Here is a 20,002-nt window from a genome sequence, read left to right as displayed (position 1 = left end):
CATGACTATGCGCTCCAGCCAGACCGAAAGCTTCTTCGGCTCAGCCCACCCGATCGTCCGTGTCGTGCTGACGCGGGTTCGAGGATCGTCCCCCCGGGAAGCCGGAACGGAGATGTTCGTTGCCCCGAACAGCCTCTTCGGCACCATCGGCGGCGGCCAACTGGAGCACATCGTCATTACCCAGGCCCGTTCCATGCTGGCCGACGGCACGCTTTCCTCCAGGCTCGACTTGCCGCTCGGCCCGGAAATCGGCCAGTGCTGCGGCGGACGGGTGGAAATATCACTTGCACGCATGCGCAAAGCCGAACGGCAGGCAGTCATCAGCCGCCTGCGGGACGAGGACGATGCGCTGCCGCATGTCTATGTCATGGGCGCAGGCCATGTCGGCCGGGCGATTGCCAACCTGCTGCAGCATGCGCCGGTTCACTGCGTACTGATCGACATGCGCAAGGAAGAGCTGGCGCAATGCCAGGCGCGTGTCGACATGCGCCTGCGGGCCATTCCGGAAGTCGAAATCTACAATGCGCCTGCGGGCAGCGCCTTTATCGTGCTGACCCATGACCACGGCCTGGACTTCCTGCTGACGTCGGCCGCGCTGGAGATCGGCCATGCGTCCTACGTCGGCATGATCGGGTCGGCCACAAAACGCGCCAAGCTGCGCTCCTGGTGCAACAGCCATTGCAATGGCCTTTCCATCGACCAGCTGACCTGCCCGATCGGCGCAACCGCCAGCCGGGACAAGCGCCCCGAGATCATCGCCGCTTTTGTCGCCGCAGAAGTCCTGACCGCCCTGACCTCGGGCGCAAGAGCTGCCGGCGATACAGAGGAGGCTGCGCTGCTGGAGGCCGCGCAGTGAAACAACGGCTGACCTGTCCTTTGGGAGATGGAACAGGACGGCTGTCTTACCCTGAAAGGAGACCCGACATGCGGGTTGGGAGGAACGACTACACTTTGTTTTCGAGGGGGGATTTCAGCGCCTTCTGGGCCCTGTTCACCGACAACCTCGTGAACCTCATGGTCCTGGCAGGCATCTGCCAGTTCGTATTCCAGATGCCGGCGGACATTGTCTACGGCAAGATCGTGCCGGGTGCCGCCATCGCGATCCTGGCCGGTGTCGCCGCCTATGTCCTGCTGGCCAAACGCGCCGCCGCACAGCATGGCCGGGACGTGACCGCGCTGCCTTACGGCATTTCGACACCGGTGATGTTCGTCTATCTCTTCGGCGTCATCGGACCGATCTACTGGGCGACCAATGATCCGGTTCTTGCCTGGCAGGTCGGCATCGGCGCGGGCTTCATGGGCGGCATCGTCGCGGCCCTTGGTGCGCTTGTCGGCCCCTGGCTGAAAAAGGTGACCCCGCGTGCGGGCATGCTCGGCACCTTGTGCGGCATCGCCCTGGTGTTCATCGGCACCGTGCCGCTGGCAACGGTGTTCGAGAACCCGTTCATTGGCTTTGCCTCGATGATCATCATCCTGTGGGGCCTCGTCGGCCGGTTCCGCCTGCCGTTCAACATTCCGGCCGGCCTGTTGGCCCTGATGGTCGGCACCGGGGTCGCGCTGGCCACCGGTCAATCGACGATCAGCTTCGAGGGCGTCGGCTTCTATCCGCCCGTTCCCTACCTTGGCGACCTGATGGCCGGGATCCAGCACCTGTTCAACCATCCGGAGCTGTTCCTGGTACTGGTGCCGGTGCAGATCTACAATTTCATCGAAACGATGAACAACGTGGAGAGCGCGGAAGCGGCAGGCGACCACTATCCGGTGGCAACCTGCCAGATCACCGACGGTGTCGGCACCATGATCGGCGCGCTGTTCGGTTCGCCCTTCCCGACGACCGCCTATATCGGCCATCCGGCCTACAAGCGCATGGGTGCTCATGCAGGATACGTGATCGGCGTCGGCGCGGTCATTCCGCTGGCGGCCTTTTTCGGATTGCTTGCCTTCCTGAACAACCTGATCCCGGTGGCCGCTGCCGCCCCCGTTCTGGTGTTCGTCGCGCTCAGCCTCATCACCAACACCGCCCATGCCGTGCGTACCGACCATATGGCCGCCGTCACCATCGCAATGATGCCGCACGTCTCCAGCTTCCTCATCATCAAGTGGGGCTCGCTGATCGGCGCGCTCGGCGCGACCGGGGCCACAGGCATGCTGGCCCTTGGCGATCCGAAACTGACCGCAGCGCTGCTGCAGCAGGGCGCCCATTACGAAGGTCACCTCGCCCTCAGCCAGGGTGCCATCCTGACGGGTCTGATCTGGGGCGCCATCGTTGCCAGTGTCATTGACGGCAAGTTCCGCAATGCCGGTGGCTTCGCCTTTGCCGCCTTTGCAATGGCCTCGGTCGGGATCATCCATTCGGCAACGCTTCACTGGCCGGAATTTACCACCGTCAGCCTCGGCTACCTGATCGCCGCTGCCTTCCTGTTCATCTACCCGATCTTCCACCGTGAAGACGCGGCAGAGCCGGAAGCCGAACCGATTGCCACTGCCCAGGTCAGCCCGGGCGAATGAACCAGACCTAAAACCACTTCGGGGCGGATCTTCCGCCCCGAACTCCGACAAACGGGACCTTTCTCGATGCCTTCCGACCGTCTCTTGCTTCGTGGCCGCCTGCTGACTTTTTCAGCCGAGCCACAATCCCCGGACGACACCTCCGCCTTCGATTACATCGAGGATGGTGCACTTCTGATCGAAAACGGCCTCATCCTGCGGCGTGGCAGCTATTGCGAAGTGGTTGCCGGGGCGGGTGATGCGGAAATCATCGATCACCGGCCGAAACTGCTGATGGCGGGGTTCATCGATACCCATATCCATTTTCCGCAGGTGCAGATCGTCGCCTCCTGGGGGGCACAGCTTCTCGACTGGCTGAACACCTACACGTTCCCCGAAGAAACCCGCTTTGCGGATGAAGGCCATGCTGCCGCCATGGCCTGCCGCTTCTTCGACCTGCTGACCGACCATGGCACCACGACGGCCGTTGCCTATTGTTCGGTCCACAAGGCCTCGGCGGAGGCCTATTTCGAGGAAGCCGAGCAGCGCAACTTGCGGATGATCGGCGGCAAGGTGCTGATGGACCGCAACGCCCCGGACGGGCTGCGCGACACGCCGCAATCCGGCTATGACGACACGAAGGACCTGATCGCCAAATGGCATGGACGAGGGCGTGCGAGCTACGCCATTACGCCGCGCTTCGCGATCACCTCAACTCCGGGACAGATGGAGATGGCCGGTGCGCTGGTTGCTGAACATCCGGACTGCTTCGTCCAGACCCATCTGTCCGAAAATAAAAATGAGATCGCCTACACGCTGGAGCTTTACCCGGAAGCCCGCGACTATCTCGATGTCTACCAGCGCTACGGCCTCCTGTCGGACAAGATGCTGCTCGGCCACTCGATCCACCTGGAACAGCGCGAGATTGATGCGCTGGCCGAAACCGGCGCCCGGCCGGTGTTCTGCCCGACGTCGAACCTCTTCCTCGGCAGCGGTCTTTTCGATGATGCAGGCTTGCGCTCGAAGGGCATCGTCAACGCCATTGCCACCGACATCGGTGCCGGCACCAGCTATTCCATGCTGCAGACACTGAACGAGGGTTACAAGATCCTGCAGCTGCAGGACCAGAAACTGCATCCCTTCCGCGCCTTCCACTGGATCACCCGCGGCAATGCCGTCGCGCTCGGCCTGGAAGACAGGATCGGCACCCTGGACGAAGGCACGGAAGCGGACATCGTGGTGCTGGACAGCCGTGCGACCGAGGCAATGGCCCTGCGCATGGAGCGCGCTTCGACCCTTGCGGAAGAGCTTTTCGTTCTGCAGATGCTGGGCGACGACCGGGCTATCGACGAGGTCTATGTCGCCGGCAAACCGCAGAAGGGCAAGGCACCGGCGGTACCGCAGCCCGCGCCGGCAAGGACACGCAAAACGCCTGCTGCCCGAGAAAGGGACCTCGTCCTGTCCTGACCTGAGAACCTGGCCGCGAACTTCGAAGTCATCCCGGGCGAGCATCGCGAGACCCGGGATGACCTACAGAAGAAGAGAAAAGATAACGGCAAGGGCTTCTTCACCGGCTCAGCAAAAAATCGGCTTTTGATGCCGTTCCGCGCACACGGACTTGCCAATTCATGGCCAAATAAGTGTATCAATGCACACCGTGTTGCTGGGAGGGATTCGTGGCGAAAGATATTGTTTTATATGATTACTGGCGGTCCTCGGCGAGCTATCGCGTGCGCATTGCGCTCAATCTGCTGAAGCTCGATGTTGACTACCGGCCGGTGAACCTTCTGACCCGCGCCCATCTGGAAGATGACTATCTCGCTCTCAACCCTCAGGGCCTGTTGCCTGCGCTGATCGTTGACGGCAAGACGCTGACCCAGTCGCTGGCCATCATCGAATATCTGCATGCGACCACACCCGGTTCGACCTTGATGCCCGACGATGTCGACGGCCAGTACCGGGTGCGTCAGCTCTCCTATGCCATTGCCATGGAAATCCACCCGGTCTGCAATCTCGGGATTGTTGGTCATGTGGCGGAGCTGACCGGCGGTGGCGATGATGCCAAGAAAGCCTGGATGCAGCGCTTTATCGGCAAGGGCCTTGCCGCCTTCGAGAACCTACTGGATGACAACGGTCCGTTCTGCCACGGCGAAACGCCGAGCATGGCCGACTGCTGCCTGATGCCTCAGCTCTATAACGCCAATCGCTGGGGTGTGGATGTTTCCGGATTTCCGAAAATTCTGCGTGCTGCTGCTGCCGCCGAAGCGCTCGACGCGTTCAAGGACGCCCACCCGGATGCCATCGGCGCGCCGCCCGCCTGATAAAAGGCTAATTATTGCGGCGTTCAGCCTGGTTGCGAGCCTGTCTGTTTTCTCCCGGTGTGCTGCCGCTCCTGCCCGGTGAATCGCTGCTCTGGCCGGGTGCGTTTGCACTGTTTCCGCGAGAGCCGCCGGAAAATCTTTCTCCCGCATTGCCGACAGCATTGCCGTTGCCCGGATTGTTGGGAACGCCAGCGCTCGCAGGCGCACCGCCAGATTGTGTCGCCGGTTCTGGCGAACTGGAAACGGAATTGCTCGGCTCTGAGCTATTCGAACCTGGGCTGTTCGGCTCGGGGCTGTTCGGCTCGGGGCTCCTCCGCTCGGGGCTGTTCAGGTTCTCGGTTGGTTGTCGCGGACTGAAGAGGGCGCGGAAAATGTTCCTGGGTTGCTGCTCGGGAACCCGATCGGGTGCCAGCCTCGCATTTTTCACGGTGCATCCAGATCCGCGCTGCCTGAACTGTCTGTTCAGGTTCGACTCATTTACGAGTAGCGGAAAGAGTGACTTCGACCGATTTCTGAGTGCATCCGAATTCAGCCGATCCTGTTTCACCCCGCGCCGACCGATAAGGACATAGTCACACCGGTTTCGGACCAACTGGCAGCGCCCGCTCCTGTCGCATGCGTTGATCGCACCGCGCAACAGGGCGACATTGGTTCCCTGAGGCGTGATGGTCACGTCGAAAGCCGTGCCCCGCACGCCGATCGTGCCATTCGGCGTCCGGATGCTGTAGGCGGAAGACTTGCTGCGCCCGCTGATGAAGCGGAAGGCGCCGCGCGTTGCACTAACAGTAAGCTTGCTAACAGTCTGACCCGTGATCACGAAGTCATCGATCTTCACATCCGCATTGGGACCGACAACAATCTTGGTGCCGTCGATCAGCCGGATCTGTGCGTTTCCGCTGGAATTGGCACGCAACCGGTCGTCCCTGAAAATGGATGTGTTTGATGCCAAGATGCGGGGGTCACCTCCCCCCGTCGCTTTGACGGTCTTTCTTGCATCAACAGTTATGCCAACCTTGTCGGCCAAGGACACCGACGAATAAAAGATGGATAACGATAAAACTATTAAAACCGGGGCAAACCTCATAGCTCCCACTCCGGCCCGACCGATGAAATCTTACCACATCCTTAACCAATAGACGAAACGTTTCCGATTTCTCGGCTCAAACCCTGTTCTTTTTGTCAAGGTCTATTTTTCTCAGAAACGCGTATTCTAGCGTAGAGTGGACACCAGATATGGGAACGGTGTCGCGGCTCCCGAACAGCTATGTCGGTCAGGGGCATGCCGGTGGGAAAGACGCTTTTCAACTTGCTACGCAACAGGCACGTTTTCGTCCTGGGTCTGACGCTGATCCTCCTTTTCGGCGCCCGTGAACTACGCCTGTCCGATCCCCCGTTCATAGCGTCCCTGCGCTGGATCACCTTCGACACCTATCAGCGCTTCAAACCGAGGGAGGCTTTGGGGCAACCGATCCGGATCATCGACATCGACGAGAAGTCGATAGCGCAGCTAGGCCAATGGCCTTGGCCGCGTACGCAGATTGCCAAACTTCTGGAGCGTATCCAGAACCTGGGAGCTGCCTGCGCCGCCTTTGACATGGTGTTTTCCGAGCCCGACCGGACAGGACCGGCGGGGTTCTTGCGGGAACTGGAAGAACGCGGTTGGCCCGGCCGCGACGAGATCAAGCCACTGCTCTCGGGAATACCCGACAATGATGCTGTTTTCGTTCAGTCAATGGCCGGGCTGCCGACGATCCTCGGGTTTTTCAACGAACCGAGATCGGCAATGGGACTGCCCGATGCCAAGGCTGCCTACGTCGTCCTCGGGGAAGATCCGACACCGCTCCTTGACCCGATCAGAGGCAGCGTGATGAGCTTGCCGCCCTATCAGGCTGTCGCGGAGGGAAGTGGTACGATTTCCCTTGGGCAGGCGGATTCCGACGGGGTGGTGCGCCAGGTTCCAATGTTCATCGCCGGCACGAACGGTGAAATATATCCGGCCCTGGCACTTGAGACGCTTCGTGTCGCACTTGGCGACAAGACCTTTGTTCTCAAGACTTCGGAAGCGAGCGGCGAGTTCAGTGCAGGAACACTCGCCATGACCGAATTCAAGGTTGGAGAGTTCCAGGTTCCGGTGACGGCCAATGGCCATCTGCTGATCTATTATTCGCGCAATGACCCGTCTCTCTATCTTTCTGCGCGGGATCTTCTGAACCTGTCGGACGAGGAGCTGGCCCCTCTGATCGAGGGCCACATCATCCTCTTCGGATCGTCGGCTGCCGGATTGCGAGACATCAGGCTCACGGCTCTCGGCGAGAGCGTTCCGGGTGTTTTCATGCATCATCAGATCATTGATCAGATCCTGTCGAATACGTTTCTCAACCGTCCCGACTGGGCGACCGGAGCCGAAATCGCGGCGTTGTTCATCGTAACGCTCATTATCGGCGCCATATTGCCGTCAACGGGCGCGATCCCGTCGGCTGCCGTTGGCGCCGTCCTGAGCGCGGCAGTTAGCGGCGGAAGCTGGTTTGCCTTTTCCAGCTATGGCCTCCTTCTGGATCCGGTCTTCCCCATGCTGGTTTCAGGGCTTATTTTTCTCCTGACCACAATCTTGATGTTTGCTTTCGCGGAGCGGGAAAAGCGGTTTGTCCGAAGGGCGTTCCAGCGCTATCTCGCACCGGACTTGCTCAGAAAGCTGGAGGAACAGCCTCACACGCTGCGTCTCGGAGGCGAAATTCGCGACATGACGATGATGTTCATGGACGTGAGGGGGTTTACGCCGATATCCGAGAAACTGCCTCCTGAAGAGGTGGTCGCATTCCTGAACCGTCTGCTGTCTCCACTATCGGAATGCATCCAGAAACGGGAAGGCGCAATCGACAAATATATTGGCGATTCAATCATGGCGTTCTGGAACGCGCCGCTTGACGTTGCCGATCATCCGGTCAAGGCCGCCCATGCTGCGCTGGACATGATAAAAATCGTCAAGGAACTCAACGACCGGGATGCCTTCGGCTTCAAGTCCGGACCCCATAAATTGGGCGACATCCGCATTGGCATCGGCCTGAACAGTGGACCTGGTTGCGTTGGCAACATGGGCTCGAGTTCGCGGTTCAACTACTCGGTCATCGGTGACGCCGTCAACGTTGCTTCCAGAGTCGAGACAGCCTGCAAGCAGGTCGGCTGGCCTATTTTGCTGACGCAGACAACTGCAACCGCGTGCAAGGCCATGGCACTTCTGGAAGCAGGGTCGATTACACTCAAGGGCAAGGCTCAGCCGGCAACTCTCTACGCACTTGTCGGCGATGAGACACTTGCCCGAACGAAAGAGTGGCAGGCATTGGAAAGGCTGCACAGGGAACTTATCGAAGGACGTACGCGCGTCGCCAGTCGCGCAGAAATCGAACGCCTTGTGAACGCCTGCCTCGCGGTGGCTCCGGTCGACTTGAGCGCCTTCTACGACAGTTTCATGCCGTCGCCCATCATCGAGGAACTTGCCGGGGAGTAATGCCTGCAGTGCATTCTCGCAGGATGCATGCGAGGTAAAGCGCCGCCAGCCCCACGCTCGGTTCCTACGGCTTCAGGCGACAGCCACCAGATGCCGGTCGCCGACATCATGGTAACGCACCCGCTCGACCGATTGCCCAAGCGGCAACACCGGTGATGGGATTTCGCCCGTCGGCACATCGAAAACGGTGCGCCGGCGCTTGGGATCGGGGATCGGCACAGCCTTCAACAGTCGCTTGGTATAGTCGTGCTGCGGGTTTTCGAACACCTGACGGCGCGTTCCCATCTCCACGATCTGGCCGAGATACATGACCGCGATCCGATGCGAGACCTGCTCGACAACCGCCATGTCATGGGAAATGAACAGGTACGAAAGGCCGAGATCCTCCTGCAGTTCCTGCAGAAGATCCAGAACACGGGCCTGCACCGAAACATCGAGCGCCGAGACGCTTTCATCCGCGACAATGACCTTGGGCGAAAGCGCCAGTGCGCGGGCAATACAGATGCGCTGGCGCTGTCCACCGGAGAATTCGTGGGGATGCCGGGTGATCACATCGGCCGGAAGGCCGACCCGGTCGAACAGCGATGCCACCTTGTCCTTCAGGTCCTTGCCCCGCGCCAGACCGTGGATCACCAGTGGTTCGCCGACGATTTCGCCGACGGTCATGCGTGGGTCGAGGGAGGCATAGGGATCCTGAAAGATCATCTGCATGTCGCGCCTGCGGCGCTGCTGTTCCTGTGCGCTGCCGATGCCGACATGCTGGCCGGCGACCCGGATGCTCCCTTCCCAGGGCACCAGGTTCATGAGTGCCTTGCCGATGGTGGACTTGCCGCAGCCGCTTTCTCCGACGAGGCCAAGGGTTTCCCCGGGAGCCAGCGTGAAAGAAACGCCTTCGACCGCATGAACACGGGATGTCACCCGATTGAGCAGGCCGCCATGCAGGTCGAAGCGGACGACAAGGTCTTCCACCTCGAGGACCGGTGCTTCGGGCTGGTCCTTTTTCCGGGCCACACTGTCGACACCGGTCATGGCACCAAGCTTGGGTACGGCCTCCAGAAGGTGCCGTGTGTAACTGTCCGCCGGACGTTCGAACACGTCGGAAGCCGTGCCGCTTTCCACGATGTTGCCGTGGTTCATGACGATCACCCGGTCGGCCATTTCGGCAACGACACCCATGTCGTGGGTGATCATGATCACCGCCGTGCCGAAATCGCGCTGCAAATCGCGGATCAGCTGCAGGATCTGTGCCTGGATCGTCACGTCGAGCGCCGTCGTCGGCTCATCGGCAATCAGCACCTTCGGATTGCAGGCCAGCGCCATGGCGATCATCACCCGCTGGCGCATGCCGCCGGAAAGCTCGTGCGGATATTGTTTCAGCCGCCGTGCCGGCTCCGACAGACGCACCGATTCCAGCATCGCCAGTGCGCGCTTGTTGGCTTCACTTCCCGAGACATCCTGATGCGCCAGGATCGCCTCACGCAACTGGCGACCAACCGTCAGCACGGGATTGAGCGAGGTCATCGGCTCCTGGAAGATCATGGCAATGTCGCCGCCGCGAATGCGGCGCATGGCGTCCTCGGGAAGCTTGATCAGGTCCTTGCCCTGAAACAGCACCTCACCACCGGAGACCCGGGCCATCGGCTCCGGCAGAAGTCCCATGATGGACAGAGCCGTGATCGACTTTCCGGATCCGGATTCGCCCGCGATACAAAGGGTTTCACCGCGCTTCAGGTCAAACGACAGGCCCTTGACCACGGTCTTGCGGCCGGAAGGCGTCGCGACGTCCGTGCGCAGATCTCTTACGGAAAGAACGACGTCTTCGGCAACGGCTACATGGTCTGACTGGCTGGACATCCGGACGCCCTGGTCTTTCTTGAACTCTGGAAAACGGGCGGCGGCGGTGACCGCCGCCCGGCTGCGTTACTGAAGCACGACTTTCGGGAAGTAGAACGAGACCACCCAGTTGGGCATGTCCACGATTTCCGAAATCCGGAGATCGCCGCAGACCGAACACAGCATGTAGGCATCGACCGCGCTGTAGCCGTGACGGGCACACAGGAGGTCGATCATGTTGGAAACGGCTGCCTGGGCGCCTTCGAAGAGATCGCTGCCGATACCGGTGGTGACTTCGTAGCCCATCTCGTCGAGATGGCGGGTCACCGGGCCCGGGGTTTCGAACCGTGGCATCTTGAGATTGGCACCCTTGATCAGGTCCAGCTCGACCACCGTGTTCATCGGGCTTTCGATAGCGGTTCCGCAGACCTCGCCATCGCCCTGCGCCGCGTGGGTGTCGCCGATGGAGAACAGGGCTCCGGCAACTTCCACCGGCAGGTAGAGCGTTGTTCCGGCGGCAAGGTCGCGGATATCAAGATTGCCACCGACCCGCCGGGGCGGAACGATGGAATGAAGACCCGCTTCCGCCGGAGCGACACCGATGGTGCCAGCAAAGGGCTTCAACGGCACCTTGCCAAACGGGGCAAACGCCGAGGTTCCCGGCTTGTCCTTGTCATAGGACCAGATATGCAGGGCCGGATCCTTGAACTGGTCTGCCAGCAAACCGAAACCCGGAATGTTGGCGGTCCAGCCGAAACCGGAAGGTTTGAACTCGTGGACCTTGACCACCAGCGCATCGCCCGGCTCGGCCCCATCCACATAGATGGGGCCATTGACCGGATTGATCTTGCCGAAATCCAGCGTCGAAACATCCGCGACAGTGCTTTCGGGCGTGAGCTGCCCGGCCGAACTGTCGAGACATTCGAATTCCAGCACCGTGCCCGGTGCCACCGTTTCGGCCGGGGCATTTGAGTTGTCCCAACCGAAATGGTGCTGTGCCGCGTGGATCGTGTAAGCGGCCTTGCAGTTACTGCACATCTTTCGCCCAAACGTAGTCGTAGTTGACAGGAATGTGGACCGGATCGACGAAGATGGCATCGGGGCCACCCAGCCGTTCGGACCGCATCGTGAAACGCTGCTCGTGGAACACCGGCGCCCAAGCCGCGTCGTCCATCACCGAGATGAAGATCTTGCGCCAGGCTTCCTCACGCTCGGCCTTCTTCGCCGGGTCGGTGATACTGTCGGCAGCAGTGGCCTGCTTGTCCAGCTCCTCGTTGCAGTACCAGGACCAGTTCCACCCGCCCTTGACCGCGCCGGCACAGCCCAGGATCGGGCCATAGAAGTTGGACGGATCCGGGAAGTCGGCGATCCAGGCCATGCCGCCGGACCAGATCATCGGTGCCTGGTCGGGCTCGCCGCCGGCCGCGATCACGTTAGCCTGGGCCAGTGCCTTGATTTCAGCCTTGATGCCGATTTCGGCAAGATCGGCCTGGATGGACTGGGCAATGCGCGGGTTCGGGTCGGTGTTGTAGACATAGAGTTCGGTTTCGAACCCGTCAGTCAGACCGGCCTCGGCCAGAAGCGCCTTGGCGGCTTCCGGGTCATAAGCATATCCGGTGTACTCGTTGTCATAGCCCGGCATGGTGGGCGGCAGCGGCTGGTTTGCCGGAACTGCGCGGCCATTGATGATGCGCACGACGCGATCCTTGTTGATCGCCATGTTGACGGCCTTGCGCACCTCCAGCTTGTCGAAGGGCGGCATCTTCACGTTCATGGTGACATAGCCGGTGTGCAGCTGGCCACCTTCGATGATCAGGTCCTTGTATTGCGGGTCCTTGGTCACTTCCAGGAACTTCGCCGGGGGAATGCCATCGCCCGGAATATCGGCTTCGCCGCGCTGCAGGCGCAGGAGCGCAACCACTGGCTCCTGGCCGACTTCAAAGGTGATTTCGTCAAGCTTGGGAACGCCAGCGCGCCAGTAGTCCTCGTTGCGCTTGAACACAAGGCGCTGGCCAAGCGTCCATTCTTCCAGCGAGAACGCACCGGTGCCGACCGGGTGCTTGCCGAAGTCGGCGCCAAATTCCTCCACGGCCTCTTTCGGCACGATGGACGAGAAGTTGATGGCCATCACGTGCAGGAAGGTCGCATCCGGGCGGGACAGTTCGATCTTGACCGTATAGGGATCGACGACGGTGACACCTTCCAGGCTGGTGGCATCGCCGGCAGCCACGGCATCAAAGCCCTTGATGGAGCCGAAGAAACCGGCACCCGGGCTCTGGGTAGCCGGATTGGTGACACGGTCGAGAGAATATTTGACGTCTTCCGCAGTCATCTCGCGGCCGTTGTGGAACTTCACGCCTTCACGCAGCTTGAAGGTGAAGACCGTGCCGTCATCGGAAATCGTGTAGTCCTCGGCCAGATCCGTCATCAGGTTGGTGGTGCCGGGTTCATAGTCCATCAGGCCGTCGAACAGGCTCTTGATCATCGACCAGTTCTGCCAGTCGTAGCCAATTGCCGGATCAAGCGTCGAGACGTCGTCCTTGTAGGTGACGATCATCGATCCGCCCTGCTTGATGTCGTCCGCCAGAGCGGATGCCGATGTCAGGGCGGTGGCGGCGAGAAGGGCGGCAGCCCCTGCCAATACTGTCTTCTTCATAGTCCAACCTCCGGTTCTTACGGTGATGTGCCGGGCCGCTCTGAAGGCGGTTTTCCGGCGGTTGCCGCGCGTCAGCGCAGCTTGATCCTCGGATCAATCAGGGGAGCGATCAGGTCGGCAAGGAAATTGCCGAGCACGATCGCGAATGCGGACACGAGCGTGACGCCCATGATGATGGGAATGTCGACCCGCTGGATGGCCTGCCAGGCGAGCTGGCCGATGCCCGGCCAGCCGAACACGCTTTCAACCACCACGATGCCGCTCATGAAGAGGCCGATATCGATCCCGATCATGGCGATGATCGGCAGCAAGGCATTGGGAAGGGCGTGTCCGAACAGGACCTGCCAGCGTTTCAAACCTTTGGCGCGCGCCGTGCGGATGAAGTCCTGGCGCAGCACGTCGATCATGGACGAGCGCATCATGCGCGAGTACCAGCCCGCGCCCAGGAACCCGAGGGTCAACGACGGCAGCACCATGTGCATGAAGGTGCCGTAACCGCCGATGGGGAACCAGCCGAGCTGCACCGAAAAGACGTAGAGCAGCAGGATGCCGATCACGAACTGGGGCGAGGAAACCCCGACGAAGGAAAGGACCATGAGGCTCGTATCTGTCGCCGTGTTCCGGCGCAGGGCTGCGACGAGCCCCATGGTAAGTCCGATCGCCAGTTCGCAGACGATGGCGCCGACCATGAGTAGGAGCGTTGCCGGCAGACGCGACCAGATGAGCGCGCCCACTTCCGTCTTCTGCAGGTAGGAGCGGCCGAGATCGCCCTGCAGCAGCCCGGTCAGATAACGGAAGTACTGCTGGTAAAACGGCAAGTTCAGACCAAGCTGCTCGCGAATGTTCTCGACCGTCTGCGCGGTGGCGCTGCGGCCTGCGATCTGGCGGGCCGGATCGGCCGGGATCAGATAGAGCAGGACGAAGGTCAGGAAGGTGATTCCGATGAGGATCAGTACGGACTGGAACACCCGGCGCAGAATATAACCACCCATGATCAGTGCCTCCCCTTCTGTGTCGGATCGAGCACCTCACGCAGGGCGTCGCCCAGAAGATTGAAGCCCAGCGCCAGCGCGATGATGGCGATCCCCGGGAAGAACACCAGCCAGGGCGCCGAGGTGAAATAGGTCTGGTTTTCGTAGATGATGTTGCCCCAGGAAGGGGTCGGCGGCTGTACGCCGATGCCGAGATAGCTGAGCGTTGCCTCCAGCAGCACTGTCGTCGAGATGCCCAGCGTGCCGAAGACGACGATGGTCGACAGAAGATGCGGCAGGATGTGGCGGAATAGTATCCGGAAAAGGCCTGCGCCCATGGCCCGTTCGGCCAGGATGAATTCGCGCTCCGACAGCGACCTGGTTTCGGTATAGACGACACGCGCCATCTGCACCCAGTTGACCATGGCGATCACCATGGCAACGATCCAGAGCGATGGTCTGAACAGGGCCGCCAGCGTGATGGCAAGCAGCAGCGCCGGGAAGGCCATCATCAGGTCGGTGAAGCGCATCAGCACCGTTTCCACCCAGCCACGGAAAAAACCGGCGAGGATGCCGACAAAGGCACCGACCGCAACGGCGATCCCGTTGGCGACAACCCCGATGATGAGCGAGGTCTGCGCACCGTAGATCAGACGTGACAGGAGATCGCGCCCGAGCAGATCCGTGCCCAGCCAGAAGGTTTCGCCCGGAGGCAAAGGCGCGCCCTCCAGGGTCAGCCCTTCGAAGAACTGTTCCGCCGGGTCGAAAGGCGCGACAAAGGGAGCAAAGACGGCGGCCCCGACGATTACGCCGACCAGGACCAGGGCAAAGACGGCGAGTTTCCTTTCCAGGAGACGGCGCCAGACGCCTTTGGGGGTTTCGGGGGCGGCGGTTTTCACGGTGTCTGGCATCGCTTCAGGCTTCACGTCGGCCGGCATTCTGCCCTCCTGAACGCGCCAGCAGATCAAGCGCAACGTCTTCCATGGTTTGCCGGCTCGCCATCGCCATGTCCTGAAGAAGTTTGTAGGCGGTATCGGCGTCGCTGCCCTGGTGCTGCATCAGGAGCAGGATGGCTTCGGCGACCTGAGGCCGACAGGCAAGGCGGGCTTCCAGTTTCGCGATCCTTTCCTCCGATGCGCGGCGCATGGCAAAGGTTCGCGTGGCAACGACAAGCGCACCGTAAACACCGCTGGAGGCGATGGGCTTGCTCAGATGGGCAATGGCACCGCGCCGGATGGCCCATTCGACCCGCCCGGGGGCCTCGCTGCCCATCAGCGCGATCATCGGCATCGGGTGTTCTTCAACCGGCCAGGGGAACTGGGCATCATGACCGGCGTCGGCGTCGAAGATCACAAGATCGGCTTGCCTTGCTTCCTCGGGAAGTTCCGGCCAGGCGGTCGACACCGCAATGCCGAGACGGTCGAGCTGCCGGCAGACGGCATCCCTGTCGGAATGCGGCTTGTGCAGCACAGTCGCGGACCAACCGCGAAAACTCGGTGTGCGGAACAGGCTGCTCATGATGACACCAGCCTCAGTCTCGGCGAATTGCCGTTGTCCGGTACCGGTGTATCACCAGATGTACCGGCGTTGCTTTCCAGCGGGTCATAGTGAACCAAATAGGGATCCGGCGCCAATGGGCCGGACGTCTTTTCGATGATGCGGAACCGGGAGCGGATGCGCTCGGGCCCGGTGGTTTCCACCACCGCGATCAACGGCTGCAGGTAAGCGTGCTGCGTTTGCGGATCGATCCGGATGTCGCGCAACGGCGTCCGGTGCGGCCGGCGGCACAATTCCGCCAGGACATGATCCGGTGCATCCGAACCACAGGCCTCGATAGCGCGGGCGAGCAGCCAGACGGCCTCATAGGGTCCGACAAACATGGATGAAATCGACGCATCCGGGCCGCGCAGGCCCTCCAGCCGGCTCAGGAAATCCTCGTTTTCCGGCGTGTCCAGCGTTTCGAAGTATGTCGAGGTGGACACAAGACCCTCGGCGGCAGCCCCCAGGATCGGCAGCTCGGCTTCCGTCAGATTGCAACTGAGGATCGGGCAGCGGTTCGGCGCAAAGGCGGGATCTTCCTTCGCAAGCCTCTTCATGGCGCGCAGGAAGGCGTAGCTGCTTTCGCCGATCAGGTTGTTGAAGATGAAGTCCGGCCGTTTTTCCCGGATTTCAACGATCAGATGGTCGATGTTCTCGTCGCCAATGGCGACATAACGCTCGCCCAGAACTTCGCCGTCACACCCGGCCAGAAGTTCGCGGGCGATGCGGTTGGTTTCCCAGCCCCAGATGTAGTTGGACCCGAGAAGGAAAGCGCGGCGGCCGGATTCCGGAACGATGTGGCGGAAAAGCGGAACCACGCCCTGGTTCGGGCAAGCGCCTGTGTAGACCACACGATCGTGGCTTTCGAAGCCCTCATAGGGCGTGGTGTACCAGAGCAGCCCGCGGCCACGCTCCATCACCGGCAAGACTTCCTTGCGGGAGGAGGAGGTCTGGGTGCCGATGATGTGCCGGCAGCCGGCCTCCCGCATCATCCTGTCCGCTTCCACGGCGTAGTTTTCGGCAGAGCCCTTCGGGTCACCATCCACGCGCAGGAAACGGAAATCGAACAGGCCGGAAGCGTTGATTTCATCGATGGCGATCCGGGCACCCCAATAGCCTTCCTGCCCGATCGCGGCATAGGAACCGGATTTCGAAAACAGAACGCCAACAGGTATTTCACCAAAGGCCATGTATTACCCTGCCCTTCAGCCGAACGATGCAAACCGCGGGGGCTGAACATAAAAAAACCCCGACCCGCAGGTGGTCACCTGCGACAGATCGGGGCGCAATTGCCATGCGGCTGAACGATTGCCGCTATTTCGATATCAGGATCGCCGAAGAAAAAAATCTTGTCAATCGCCGCAAAGCTCAAAGATCAGCCACGCATAAAATTTCGCCACAAATGACGACGGCGACAAACGGCTTCCTATGAACCAATTTCAGGAGTTTCGCCAACCGGGAGCCAAAGCATCAAAAAGCACTCTTTTTCTTGAAAAGAATGACAAATTTTCTCCCGAACTGAGTAACAATCAACCCCATGAGGAAGGGGATGCAATACAAAATTTCGCCTCAGGAGATAACCTGACGAAAATAGCGGAACCGATTAAAATTTGTTCCCCAGCACAAATTTCAGGCAAGCACCTCGCAAAGCCTTTTCGCAAAGGTGTCCCCTTCAGGCCTTATTGAGGTTTTTCTTCATATTCTACAGATGCTTACACAATGACTGACTGAAGCCTTGCCTTTAAATTCCTGAACTCTCAAACCCGGTCTGAAACTCGTATCGGGCACATCTTGGCAAAATGCACTACTTGCACAGCTAAAAATATCGCGCCAATAATGCGACCAATTCAAATTGGTTCGAATTGGTATGGCATGAGCGGCACCGACAAACCTTCGCAGCGCAACTCCAGCATGGCCTTGGAACGACTTCGGATCATCGTGGACCAGCTCACGGCTGAGGGCGAGGAACAGCTTCCCACCGAGCGTGAATTGTCCGAAACCATCGGTGTCGGCCGCAGGGCCGTACGCCGGGCCCTGGAAGTGCTTGAAACCGAAGGCAAGATCTGGCGCAGGCAGGGAGCGGGAACCTTCATCGGCAGCGAACCTGCACAGCCGGAAAAGCAGATCCTGTCGCTGCACGAAAACTCCAACATGCTAGAGGTCATGGAAGTCCGGCTGCAGATCGAGCCAGTGCTGGCCCGGCTGGCCGCGCTGCGCGCCGCGCCTTCCGATATTGCCGCCATGAGCGACCTTGCGGACCGCGTCGGCAAGGCCGAGGACATGGACAGCCGCGAACTTTGGGACAGCGCCCTGCACCGGGCCATTGCACGGGCAGCGCGCAACACACTGTTCCTGGCACTTTTCGACGTTGTCGACCGGGTCCGGCAGGACACCGCCTGGCGTCATGTGCGCGAAGCCTTGAGAACCGACGATGCCCTGACGCTGTACCGGGCGCAGCATGTCGACATCATCGCGGCCATTGCCAACCGAGACCCAATCGCCGCGGAAAAGACCATGCGCGCCCACCTGCTGGCGCTGCAGGAGCGTCTCCTTTTCCAGAGTGCAAGCGAGGCGGCAAATGCCGACTGAGGCCCCCGTTCTTGAGGTTCAGGACCTCTCGCTCCGTTTCAAGGGTGCCCCGGCAAACATCGTCGATGGACTGTCCTTTGCCGTCCGTCCGGGCGAAACCTTGTGCATCGTCGGAGAAAGCGGCTGTGGCAAGTCGGTGACCGCCTTGTCGCTGATGGGCCTGCTGCCCCGGGGTGTTGCCAGGGTCATGTCCGGCACGGCAACTTTCGCGGGGCAGGACCTCCTGGCCCTGCCAGAGCGCGCGCTCGCCGACCTGCGCGGCGACCGTATTTCCATGATCTTCCAGGAGCCGATGACCTCGCTCAATCCGTCTTACAGGATTGGCGACCAAATATCGGAAATCGTGCTGCGGCATCGCCCGGTGAGCCGTGTGCAGGCCCGCGCAAGGGCACTGGAAATGCTGGAACGGGTCAAGATTCCGGCCGCTTCCAGCCGGCTGGACGATTACCCGCATGAGCTTTCCGGCGGTATGCGTCAGCGCGTCATGATTGCCATGGCACTTGCCAACGACCCAGTTCTGCTGATCGCCGACGAGCCGACCACCGCGCTGGACGTAACCATCCAGGCTCAGATCATCGACCTGATCGAAGACCTGCAGAAGGAGAGCGGTACGGCGCTGATCATGATCACGCATGATCTGGGCGTCGTCGCCGAAATCGCCGACCGCGTCTGTGTGATGTACGCGGGGCGCGCGGTGGAGGAAGGCCCGGTCGCCGCAATTTTCGACGATCCGCAGCACCCCTACACCATCGGCCTGATGAGCTCCGTGCCGTCGGTCGGGCCCCGGTCCGGCAGGCTGGCAACCATTGGCGGCATGGTGCCTGCCATCGACAACATGCCGTCCGGGTGCCGGTTCACACCGCGCTGCCCCTTTGCCGGAACCGGCTGCGAAACGACGCCGGCACTTGTCGAACTTGGCCCATCTCACCGGGCCGCCTGCCATTACGCCCCCTTGGAAAGCGCATTTGCGGAGGCTGCCGGATGAGCCTGCCAACCCGGGACAAGATCATCGAGACGCGCGCCGTCACCAAGCGTTTCGGCGGCCGCAAGAGCCTTTTCAAACCGGCAACCTCGGTCAGTGCCGTCAACGGTGTATCGCTGACCATCAAACGCGGAGAAACCTTCTCCATCGTTGGAGAAAGCGGCTGCGGAAAATCCACGCTGGCACGTCTTCTCGTCCGCCTGCTGACACCGTCGGACGGTGCGGTTCTTTACGACGGCAACGACATTTCCGCCCTGTCCGAACAGGAAATGCGCCGGTTGCGGAAAGACCTGCAGTTCGTGTTCCAGGACCCGTTTTCCTCTCTCAATCCGCGCATGACCGTCGGCGCGCTGATCGAGGAACCGATGAAGGTTCACACGGCGTTGACCCGAACCGAAAGGCGGCAGAAGGTCGCCGAGCTTCTGAACAAGGTCGGCCTGCGTCCAGCCTTTGCCAACCGCTATCCGCACGAGTTTTCCGGCGGTCAGCGCCAGCGCATCGGCATTGCCCGGGCGCTTGCCAGCGGTCCCAAGGTGATCGTCGGTGATGAACCCGTCTCGGCACTGGATGTTTCGGTGCAGGCCCAGGTCATCAATCTTCTGGAAGACCTGAAGTCGGAATTCGACCTGACGCTGATCCTGATCGCCCACGATCTGGCGGTCATCCGCCACATGAGCGACCGGGTGGCTGTCATGTACCTGGGCGAAATCGTCGAGTTGGCGCCGAACGACGCGCTCTTCGACAAGCCCTTGCATCCCTACACCCAGGCCCTGATGCGCGCGATCCCGATTGCCTCACCCCATGGGCGGTCGATGAAGGCCGCTCTCCTGGGCGACGTGCCCTCGCCGCTGGATCCGCCTTCAGGCTGCCGTTTCCATCCGCGTTGTCCGCACGCAACCGACCTTTGCAGCCGGGAGAAACCGACGCCCACCAATGTCGCGGGTGACCGGACCGTCGCCTGTCACCACTGGGAAAAGATTGCAGACGATGCCCAGCCCCCGGTTCAGGAACCGCCAAGGAGCCCCAATGCGGAAAAGCGCTTCGCGCTGTTCCGGACCCGAAGTCAACAAAAAGAGCCGACGACGGCCGCAAGACCATAAATCGAGCCCTTCCGAGAGG

The 20,002-nt window shown here is 61.0% G+C and carries 16 protein-coding genes; 8 read left to right on the top strand and 8 right to left on the bottom strand.

What is annotated here, in order from left to right:
• Position 1: 1 nt before the first annotated feature.
• From xdhC to maiA, 4 genes are all read left to right on the top strand, one after another.
• Positions 2-856 (top strand): xanthine dehydrogenase accessory protein XdhC, encoded by an 855-nt coding sequence (gene xdhC, locus J7447_RS15575; RefSeq protein ID WP_031268759.1) that lies wholly within the window; start codon positions 2-4, stop codon positions 854-856.
• 68 nt (positions 857-924) lie between these two features.
• Positions 925-2,508 carry a xanthine/uracil/vitamin C permease gene (locus J7447_RS15570; RefSeq protein ID WP_031268760.1) on the top strand — a complete coding sequence of 528 codons (1,584 nt, stop codon included), beginning with the start codon at positions 925-927 and terminating at the stop codon, positions 2,506-2,508.
• Positions 2,509-2,574: 66 nt separating this feature from the next.
• The gene (gene guaD, locus J7447_RS15565) at positions 2,575-3,954 is read left to right on the top strand and encodes a guanine deaminase (protein WP_209170174.1); all 1,380 of its coding nucleotides are present in this window, start codon (positions 2,575-2,577) and stop codon (positions 3,952-3,954) included.
• Between the two features lie 209 nt (positions 3,955-4,163).
• The gene (gene maiA, locus J7447_RS15560) at positions 4,164-4,808 is read left to right on the top strand and encodes a maleylacetoacetate isomerase (protein WP_055656853.1); all 645 of its coding nucleotides are present in this window, start codon (positions 4,164-4,166) and stop codon (positions 4,806-4,808) included.
• Between the two features lie 7 nt (positions 4,809-4,815).
• Here maiA and J7447_RS15555 read toward each other — a convergent pair whose 3' ends face one another.
• Positions 4,816-5,892, bottom strand: coding sequence for a FecR domain-containing protein (locus J7447_RS15555; protein WP_082809878.1), 1,077 nt, complete (start codon positions 5,890-5,892; stop codon positions 4,816-4,818).
• Between the two features lie 201 nt (positions 5,893-6,093).
• On the opposite strand from J7447_RS15555, the gene J7447_RS15550 reads away from it, so the two are divergent.
• On the top strand, positions 6,094-8,313 hold the full coding sequence (locus J7447_RS15550; RefSeq protein WP_209170173.1) for an adenylate/guanylate cyclase domain-containing protein: 2,220 nt from the start codon (positions 6,094-6,096) through the stop codon (positions 8,311-8,313).
• Positions 8,314-8,385: 72 nt separating this feature from the next.
• Here J7447_RS15550 and J7447_RS15545 read toward each other — a convergent pair whose 3' ends face one another.
• From J7447_RS15545 to J7447_RS15515, 7 genes are all read right to left on the bottom strand, one after another.
• On the bottom strand, positions 8,386-10,167 hold the full coding sequence (locus tag J7447_RS15545; protein ID WP_209170172.1) for an ABC transporter ATP-binding protein: 1,782 nt from the start codon (positions 10,165-10,167) through the stop codon (positions 8,386-8,388).
• A 66-nt stretch (positions 10,168-10,233) separates the two neighbouring features.
• The gene (locus J7447_RS15540; RefSeq protein WP_209170171.1) at positions 10,234-11,184 is read right to left on the bottom strand and encodes an acetamidase/formamidase family protein; all 951 of its coding nucleotides are present in this window, start codon (positions 11,182-11,184) and stop codon (positions 10,234-10,236) included.
• Positions 11,174-12,802, bottom strand: coding sequence for an ABC transporter substrate-binding protein (locus J7447_RS15535; RefSeq protein WP_209170170.1), 1,629 nt, complete (start codon positions 12,800-12,802; stop codon positions 11,174-11,176). Before J7447_RS15535 ends, J7447_RS15540 begins: the two co-directional genes overlap by 11 nt.
• Positions 12,803-12,873: 71 nt before the next feature.
• Complete coding sequence (locus J7447_RS15530) at positions 12,874-13,794, bottom strand: ABC transporter permease (RefSeq protein WP_055656842.1); 921 nt, start codon at positions 13,792-13,794, stop codon at positions 12,874-12,876.
• 2 nt (positions 13,795-13,796) lie between these two features.
• Positions 13,797-14,684, bottom strand: coding sequence for an ABC transporter permease (locus J7447_RS15525; protein ID WP_145903762.1), 888 nt, complete (start codon positions 14,682-14,684; stop codon positions 13,797-13,799).
• Positions 14,685-14,688: 4 nt separating this feature from the next.
• Positions 14,689-15,291, bottom strand: a complete 603-nt coding sequence (locus J7447_RS15520) for an ANTAR domain-containing protein (RefSeq protein ID WP_022999317.1) — start codon at positions 15,289-15,291, stop codon at positions 14,689-14,691.
• On the bottom strand, positions 15,288-16,502 hold the full coding sequence (locus J7447_RS15515; RefSeq protein WP_209170169.1) for a transporter substrate-binding domain-containing protein: 1,215 nt from the start codon (positions 16,500-16,502) through the stop codon (positions 15,288-15,290). Before J7447_RS15515 ends, J7447_RS15520 begins: the two co-directional genes overlap by 4 nt.
• A gap of 682 nt (positions 16,503-17,184) precedes the next feature.
• Between J7447_RS15515 and J7447_RS15510 the strand changes: the two genes are divergently transcribed.
• Genes J7447_RS15510 through J7447_RS15500 form a run of 3 tightly spaced genes read left to right on the top strand, consistent with a single transcriptional unit; the run spans position 17,185 to position 19,983 of the window.
• Entirely contained in the window at positions 17,185-17,901 is a 717-nt protein-coding gene (locus J7447_RS15510) for an FCD domain-containing protein (protein WP_022999320.1), read from the top strand.
• Complete coding sequence (locus J7447_RS15505) at positions 17,891-18,886, top strand: ABC transporter ATP-binding protein (RefSeq protein ID WP_205838502.1); 996 nt, start codon at positions 17,891-17,893, stop codon at positions 18,884-18,886. Before J7447_RS15510 ends, J7447_RS15505 begins: the two co-directional genes overlap by 11 nt.
• Positions 18,883-19,983: a dipeptide ABC transporter ATP-binding protein gene (locus J7447_RS15500; protein WP_209170168.1), complete on the top strand. Its 1,101-nt coding sequence runs from the start codon at positions 18,883-18,885 to the stop codon at positions 19,981-19,983. Before J7447_RS15505 ends, J7447_RS15500 begins: the two co-directional genes overlap by 4 nt.
• Positions 19,984-20,002 lie beyond the last annotated feature (19 nt).

The sequence above is a fragment of the Labrenzia sp. R5_0 genome, assembly GCF_017743835.1.
GTDB classification, from domain to species: domain Bacteria; phylum Pseudomonadota; class Alphaproteobacteria; order Rhizobiales; family Stappiaceae; genus Roseibium; species Roseibium algicola.
The sequence above is the reverse complement of the archived record's forward strand: the minus strand, read 5'-3'. Positions and strand labels throughout refer to the sequence as shown.

Bases quoted from the DNA above. Each gene is read 5' to 3' on its own strand.
- xdhC (WP_031268759.1), top strand. From the start codon at position 2: ATGACTATGCGCTCCAGCCAGACCGAAAGCTTCTTCGGCTCAGCCCAC.
- J7447_RS15570 (WP_031268760.1), top strand. From the start codon at position 925: ATGCGGGTTGGGAGGAACGACTACACTTTGTTTTCGAGGGGGGATTTC.
- guaD (WP_209170174.1), top strand. From the start codon at position 2,575: ATGCCTTCCGACCGTCTCTTGCTTCGTGGCCGCCTGCTGACTTTTTCA.
- J7447_RS15555 (WP_082809878.1), bottom strand. From the start codon at position 5,892: ATGAGGTTTGCCCCGGTTTTAATAGTTTTATCGTTATCCATCTTTTAT.
- J7447_RS15545 (WP_209170172.1), bottom strand. From the start codon at position 10,167: ATGTCCAGCCAGTCAGACCATGTAGCCGTTGCCGAAGACGTCGTTCTT.
- J7447_RS15540 (WP_209170171.1), bottom strand. From the start codon at position 11,184: ATGTGCAGTAACTGCAAGGCCGCTTACACGATCCACGCGGCACAGCAC.
- J7447_RS15535 (WP_209170170.1), bottom strand. From the start codon at position 12,802: ATGAAGAAGACAGTATTGGCAGGGGCTGCCGCCCTTCTCGCCGCCACC.
- J7447_RS15530 (WP_055656842.1), bottom strand. From the start codon at position 13,794: ATGGGTGGTTATATTCTGCGCCGGGTGTTCCAGTCCGTACTGATCCTC.
- J7447_RS15525 (WP_145903762.1), bottom strand. From the start codon at position 14,684: ATGCCAGACACCGTGAAAACCGCCGCCCCCGAAACCCCCAAAGGCGTC.
- J7447_RS15520 (WP_022999317.1), bottom strand. From the start codon at position 15,291: ATGAGCAGCCTGTTCCGCACACCGAGTTTTCGCGGTTGGTCCGCGACT.
- J7447_RS15515 (WP_209170169.1), bottom strand. From the start codon at position 16,502: ATGGCCTTTGGTGAAATACCTGTTGGCGTTCTGTTTTCGAAATCCGGT.
- J7447_RS15510 (WP_022999320.1), top strand. From the start codon at position 17,185: ATGAGCGGCACCGACAAACCTTCGCAGCGCAACTCCAGCATGGCCTTG.
- J7447_RS15505 (WP_205838502.1), top strand. From the start codon at position 17,891: ATGCCGACTGAGGCCCCCGTTCTTGAGGTTCAGGACCTCTCGCTCCGT.
- J7447_RS15500 (WP_209170168.1), top strand. From the start codon at position 18,883: ATGAGCCTGCCAACCCGGGACAAGATCATCGAGACGCGCGCCGTCACC.